Origin of the sequence: Streptomyces sp. NPDC058459 (assembly GCF_042721685.1) — a bacterium.
Lineage (GTDB): Bacteria > Actinomycetota > Actinomycetes > Streptomycetales > Streptomycetaceae > Streptomyces.
This window is the reverse complement of the sequence record NZ_JBHXLV010000068.1, coordinates 23376-29400: the sequence shown is the minus strand read 5'-3', so window position 1 is coordinate 29400 and position 6025 is coordinate 23376. Positions and strand designations below refer to the sequence as shown.

Sequence of the window (6025 nt, the reverse complement as noted above, 5' to 3'; positions counted from 1 at the left end):
GCCTTCCCGCCGGGCCGGGGGCGGGGTTCAGTGTTCGGTCACCGTGCCGTCCGCGACCTCAAGGCGGCGGGTCACCTTGATCGCGTCGAGCATCCGGCGGTCGTGGGTGACCAGCAGGAGGGTGCCGTCGTAGGAGTCGAGGGCCGACTCCAGCTGCTCGATGGCGGGCAGGTCGAGATGGTTGGTCGGCTCGTCCAGCACCAGCAGGTTGACGCCCCGGCCCTGGAGCAGCGCGAGGGCGGCGCGGGTGCGCTCGCCGGGCGAGAGGGACGCGGCCGGGCGCAGTACGTGACCGGACTTCAGGCCGAACTTGGCGAGCAGGGTGCGTACCTCGGCCGGCTCGGTGTCCGGTACGGCCGCCTGGAAGGCGTCGCTCAGGGACTCGGAGCCGTGGAACAGCCTGCGGGCCTGGTCGACCTCGCCGACCAGCACCCCCGAGCCCAGCGTGGCGTTCCCGGAGTCCAGCGGGACCCGGCCGAGCAGCGCGCCGAGCAGGGTGGACTTGCCCGCGCCGTTGGCTCCGGTGACCGCGATCCGGTCGGCCCAGTCGACCTGGAGCGAGACCGGGCCGAGGCGGAAGCCGTCGCGCCGGACCTCGGCGTCCCGGAGGGTGGCCACGACCGCGCCGGAGCGCGGGGCGGCGGCGATCTCCATCCGCAGCTCCCACTCCTTGCGGGGCTCCTCGACCACGTCGAGGCGTTCGATCATCCGCTGGGTCTGCCGGGCCTTGGCGGCCTGCTTCTCGCTGGCCTCGCTGCGGAACTTGCGGCCGATCTTGTCGTTGTCGGTGCCCGCCTTGCGCCGGGCGTTCTTCACGCCCTTGTCCATCCAGGAGCGCTGGGTCTGGGCTCGGTCCTGGAGGGCGGCGCGCTTGTCGGCGTACTCCTCGTAGTCCTCGCGGGCGTGTCTGCGGGCCACGTCCCGCTCCTCCAGATAGGCCGCGTAGCCGCCGCCGTAGAGGTTGATCCGCTGCTGGGCGAGGTCGAGTTCGAGGACCTTGGTGACGGTGCGGGTGAGGAACTCGCGGTCGTGGCTGACGACGACGGTGCCCGCGCGCAGGCCGGTGACGAAGCGTTCCAGCCGCTGGAGGCCGTCGAGGTCGAGGTCGTTGGTGGGCTCGTCCAGCAGGAAGACGTCGTAGCGGGAGAGCAGCAGGGAGGCGAGTCCGGCGCGGGCGGCCTGGCCGCCGGACAGGGTGGTCATGGGCCGGTCCAGGCCGACCGCCAGGCCGAGGGTGCCGGCCACGTCCTCGGCGCGTTCGTCCAGGTCCGCGCCGCCCAGGTTCAGCCAGCGGTCCAGCGCGCCGGCGTAGGCGTCGTCGGCGCCGGGGGCGCCGTCCACCAGTGCCTGGGTGGCCTCGTCCATGGTGCGCTGGGCCTCGGCGACGCCGGTGCGGCGGGCCAGGAAGTCGCGTACGGACTCGCCCTCCCTGCGCTCCGGCTCCTGCGGGAGGTGGCCGACGGTCGCGGTCGGCGGGGAGAGCCGCAGCTCGCCCTCCTCGGGCGTGGTGAGCCCGGCGAGCATCCTGAGCAGCGTGGACTTGCCCGCGCCGTTGGCGCCGACGAGCCCGATCACGTCACCGGGCGCGACGACGAGGTCGAGCCCGGTGAAGAGGGAGCGGTCGCCGTGGCCGGCGGCGAGGTTCTTGGCGACGAGGGTGGCAGTCATCAGGACGCTGATTTTAGTCGCGGGCCGGACCGCCCCGGACCGGTGCCGCCAGGACCCCGCCCGAGGTGCGGGCCAGGAGGTACGCCTCACCCCTGACCGTCCTCGGACCGAGCGGCAGCCGGTGGCAGCCGGGGCCGAGGGTGGCGTCCAGGACGACCGCGAGCTTGGTGAGCAGCCCGGCGCGGGGACCGATGAGGAGCACCCGGCGCGGTGGAGCGGCGTCGCCGGTGCCGTCGAGCAGCGCGGTGAGGGCGGCGCGGTAGGCGGGGCCGTGGAAGCGGAACGGGCCGGTGCCGTGGTACCCGTCGCGTTCGAGGTCGACGTGTTCACCGGTCTGCCGGGCGAAGTCCCGCCGCCGCAAGTCGTCGCCGTCCCGTTCGATGACGGCGGGCGGGAGGCCGGCGGTGAGCGGTGACACGGCGTCCAGGTCGGACAGCCTCAACAGCAGCGGGCTGCCGTCGACGACGAAGTCCGCGAACTCGCGGTGGACCTGGTGGCCGCCGCCGGCGAGGACGGCGCCGACGCGGGTCGCCGGTTCCAGCCCGGAGGTGGCGTAGGCGGGTGACATGAGAGGAGTGTTCCCGCGTACGGCCCGGCGGACGGCCGGCCGAGCCCGCCGCTTCCCCGCTCCGGCCTGCGACGGCGGGCGGGAGCGGGGAAGCGGCGGGCGTCGGGCGTACGCGTGGTCGAGTGCGTACCGGGTCGTACGGGGTGGGGCCGCGCCCTTCCCCTACGGCCGCCGCTCCACCGGTCCGGTCCCGGTGCAGCCGTCGCCGTGGCCGGTCAGGCAGCGGGGGGTGCCGACGACGGTGAGGGCGCGCCGTGCGGGCGGTGTGGTGACAGCGCCGCGCAGGGCGGCCCGGCCGCCGGTCAGCGGGAGCCGGGCGGTGGTGCGGGAGAGGTCCAGGGTGAGGGTGGGGCGGGTGGCGGGCGGTTCGATGAGGTCCTTGTCGGTGCCGGCGACGACCAGCGCCAGCCGGTGGCCCCGAGGGACGACGTGGTCGGTGGCGGCGAGGTCGAGGGTCATGGTGTAGGCGCGGCCGGGGGTGAGCGGGACGCCCTTGGTGAGCGAGGCGTGGTGGCCGAGGTCGGCCCAGCCCCGGCTGACGACGGTGGCGCCCACCTCGGCGGTCTTCGCCGAGGTGTCCTTGAAGCAGGCGCTGTCCCCGGCCGTGCTCTCCCCGACGCAGGTGCGCTCGGTGAGGGTGGTGATGCCCTCGCCGCCGGCGGCGTAGTCGCGGATGGTGTCCGGGCCGAGGTCGACCAGGACGGCCGACAGGTGGGCGGAGGCGGTGCTCGGGGTGGCGGTGACGGTCACCCGGGAGGAGCCGGAGATCCGCAGCGGTCCGGTGAGTTCCGGGGTGATGAAGGCGGCCTTGTCGGGGGTGGACTTCGTCAGGTCGGCCGCCCAGTCGGTCTCGCTGCGGCTCGGGTCGTCGGTGAAGGTCTCGGTGCCGGTGGCCCGGCCGAGGCTCAGGGTGCCGACGCCGGGCGTCGGGCCGGGGGCCGGGTGGAGCGTGGTGGTCCGGGTGCCGCGCGGGGGCCAGACGGCGGAGGTGGTCCACTGGTCGGGGTGGCGCTCGATGTCGGCCATGGGCTCGCGGTCGATGCCGTTGGCGTAGCCGAGGAGTTCATGGTCGAACCAGCGGTGCAGGGTGTCGACCCAGGCGCCGCGCCGGTAGTCGAAGGGATCGACGTGGCCGGTCTGGGAGAGCCAGATCTTGCGCTCGACGCCGTGCCTCGCCAGCGCGTCCCACCACTGGCCGACGTGCTTGGTGCGGACGTTGAGGTCCTGCATGCCGTGCACCAGGAACACGCTGGCGCGGACCTTGCGGGCGTCCTTGACATAGTTCCGCTCGGTCCACAGCCGGGTCCAGTCACCGGAGTCGGGGCTGCCGTCGGCGAGCTTCTGCTGTACGGCGGCGCAGTGGGCCTGGTCGCTCTCCACGTACCCCGCGAGTTCGTCGGGGCCGCCGTCGTAGAGCTGGGCGCCCTGGGCGAAGTAGTAGTCGTACCAGGAGGAGATGCCGCTGATCGGGACGATGGTCTTCAGGTTCCTCACACCGGTGGCGGCGACACCGTTGGCGATGGTGGCGTCCCAGCTCTTGCCGATCATGCCGGTCGCGCCGTTGGTCCAGCTCGCCGTCACCCGCGTACCGCCGGTCCGGCTGGTGTAGGCGCGGGCGCGGCCGCCGAGCCAGTCCACCACGGCCTTGGCGGAGCCGATGTCGGAGCGGCCGCCGACGTCCACGCAGCCGTCGCTGCGGTTGGTGCCGGCGAGGTCGACGCCGACGAAGGCGTAGCCGCGCGGCACGAAGTAGTTGTCGTAGAAGAGCGGCATCTGCACGACGTGCCCCTGCGCGTCGTACGTCTTCCGCTGGCTCTCGTTGCCACGGCCGCAGCAGGAGTAGTAGGGGCTGGCGTCCATGATGACGGGCACCTTGCGGCCCTGCCGGGCGGGTTCGGACGGGCGGACGATGTCGGCGGCGACGCGGTCGGTGCGGCCGTCACCGTCCTCGTCCAGCCCGGTGTCCACCCAGACGGACTCACGGACGGCGTCGGCGTACGAGTACACGGGCCTGCTCTCGCGCGGTGCCGCCTGGGCGGCGGTCGGGGCGAGGAGGACGGCCGTCAGTACGCCGACGGCCAGGACCGCGAGCATTCTCCAGAGCGAGCGATTCGGCATGGGCGGACGCTACTCCCGTCAACGCCCTTACAGAAGAGGGCCGTTCGGCGGTCCCCGGGACGCGTGACGGCTGAATGGCGATCGTGTGACAGCAGGGGTCGTGGACACGCCAGGAGCGGCCGGGACTGAATAGGCTCCCAACAGACTTCCTGTCCAGAAGACTTGGAGCTGACGTGCACCGCAGAATCCTCGGACCGGGCGCCCTGGCCGCGGCCTCCCTCCTGCTGGCGATCCCGGCATCGGCCGCGTCGTCCTCCCCCGGCGCGCCGGGCATCGGCGACCCTTACTACCCGCAGTACGGCAACGGCGGCTACGACGTCTCGCACTACGACCTCAGGCTGCGCTACCAGCCGAAGACGGACGAGTTGCAGGGCACCGCGACCATCCTGGCGAAGACCACGCAGGACCTGTCCAGCTTCGATCTGGACTTCCTGCTGGACGTCAGCGAGGTGCGGGTCAACGGCATCAAGGCCACGTTCACCACCTCGGGTGAGCATGAACTGGTCGTCACGCCGAAGACCCCGCTGGCCAAGGGGACGCAGGTCACCGTGCTCGTCCGTTACAGCGGGGTGCCGTCGACGAAGAGCGCGTACGGCTTCACCTCCTGGCACCGCACCCCGGACGGCGGGGTCGCGGCGGACGAGCCCGAGGCGGCCTGGTGGTGGTTCCCGAGCAACGACCACCCCAGCGACAAGGCCACCTACGACGTGTCGGTGGCGGTGCCGGACGGCACCCAGGCCCTTTCCAACGGCACGCTCCAGTCTTCGACGTCGAAGCTGGGCTGGACCCGCTACAACTGGCGGGAGGACAAGCCGCAGGCCACCTACCTGGCCACGCTCGCGCTCGGCCGGTTCGACGTCGTCACCTCCACCTCCGAGGGCGGGGTGCCGGTGATCAACGCCTACAGCAAGGACCTCGGCGCGAACGACGGCGCGGCGCGGGCGAGCGTGGAGCGTACCGGTGAGCTGGTGGACTGGCTGAGCGGCTACTTCGGGCCGTATCCGTTCTCCTCGGCCGGCGGCTACGTCCCCAACACCACCACCGGGTACGCGCTGGAGACGCAGACCCGCGTCTACTACAGCCCGAAGCAGTTCGCGGCCGGCTCCAACGCCTCGGTGGTCGTGCACGAGCTGGCCCACCAGTGGTACGGCGACGACGTGTCGCTGAAGGGCTGGAAGGACATCTGGATCAACGAGGGCTTCGCCCGGTACGCGCAGTGGCTCTGGTCCGAGCACGAGGGCGAGGGCACCACGCGCGAGCTGGCCGACTACGTGTACGCCTCGCACCCGGCCGACGACCCGTTCTGGACCGTCAAGCCGGGTGACCCGGGCCCGGACGCGCAGTTCGACCTCGCGGTCTACGACCGGGGCGCACTCGCCGTGCAGGCGCTGCGCGAGGAGATCGGCGACGACGCCTTCTTCGCCGTGCTGAAGGGCTGGCCGACGGAGCACGCCTACGGCAACGCCTCGGTGGCCGACTTCCAGAAGTACGCCGAGCAGGTGTCCGGCAAGCCGCTGACCGCGCTCTTCGACACCTGGCTGTTCCAGCCGTCGAAGCCGGACGCGCGGGGCGCGGCCGCATCGGCCCGGTCCCTGGTGAAGGCCGCCCAGCCGAAGTCGTGGAAGAAGATCGAGGCGACGAACGACGTGCACGCGCACTGAGTCCGCTCTC

Annotated in this window: 3 protein-coding genes and 1 pseudogene; 1 reads left to right on the top strand and 3 read right to left on the bottom strand. The window is 72.6% G+C overall.

The window, feature by feature from the left end; translation table 11 throughout:
* Positions 1 to 27: 27 nt before the first annotated feature.
* The 3 genes and pseudogenes from ACFWN1_RS15510 to ACFWN1_RS15500 form a co-directional block, all read right to left on the bottom strand.
* On the bottom strand, positions 28 to 1668 hold the full coding sequence (locus ACFWN1_RS15510; RefSeq protein WP_384361830.1) for an ABC-F family ATP-binding cassette domain-containing protein: 1641 nt from the start codon (positions 1666 to 1668) through the stop codon (positions 28 to 30).
* A gap of 127 nt (positions 1669 to 1795) precedes the next feature.
* Positions 1796 to 2236 (bottom strand): annotated as a pseudogene (locus tag ACFWN1_RS15505) (oxidoreductase); the annotation flags it as partial.
* Positions 2237 to 2398: 162 nt separating this feature from the next.
* Positions 2399 to 4354 carry a Xaa-Pro dipeptidyl-peptidase gene (locus tag ACFWN1_RS15500; protein ID WP_384361827.1) on the bottom strand — a complete coding sequence of 652 codons (1956 nt, stop codon included), beginning with the start codon at positions 4352 to 4354 and terminating at the stop codon, positions 2399 to 2401.
* Positions 4355 to 4527: 173 nt separating this feature from the next.
* Between ACFWN1_RS15500 and ACFWN1_RS15495 the strand changes: the two genes are divergently transcribed.
* Positions 4528 to 6015 (top strand): M1 family metallopeptidase, encoded by a 1488-nt coding sequence (locus ACFWN1_RS15495; RefSeq protein WP_384361825.1) that lies wholly within the window; start codon positions 4528 to 4530, stop codon positions 6013 to 6015.
* Positions 6016 to 6025 lie beyond the last annotated feature (10 nt).

Excerpts from the sequence above, each read along its gene's own strand:
- ACFWN1_RS15510 (WP_384361830.1), bottom strand. The coding sequence starts at position 1,668 with ATGACTGCCACCCTCGTCGCCAAGAACCTCGCCGCCGGCCACGGCGAC.
- ACFWN1_RS15500 (WP_384361827.1), bottom strand. The coding sequence starts at position 4,354 with ATGCCGAATCGCTCGCTCTGGAGAATGCTCGCGGTCCTGGCCGTCGGC.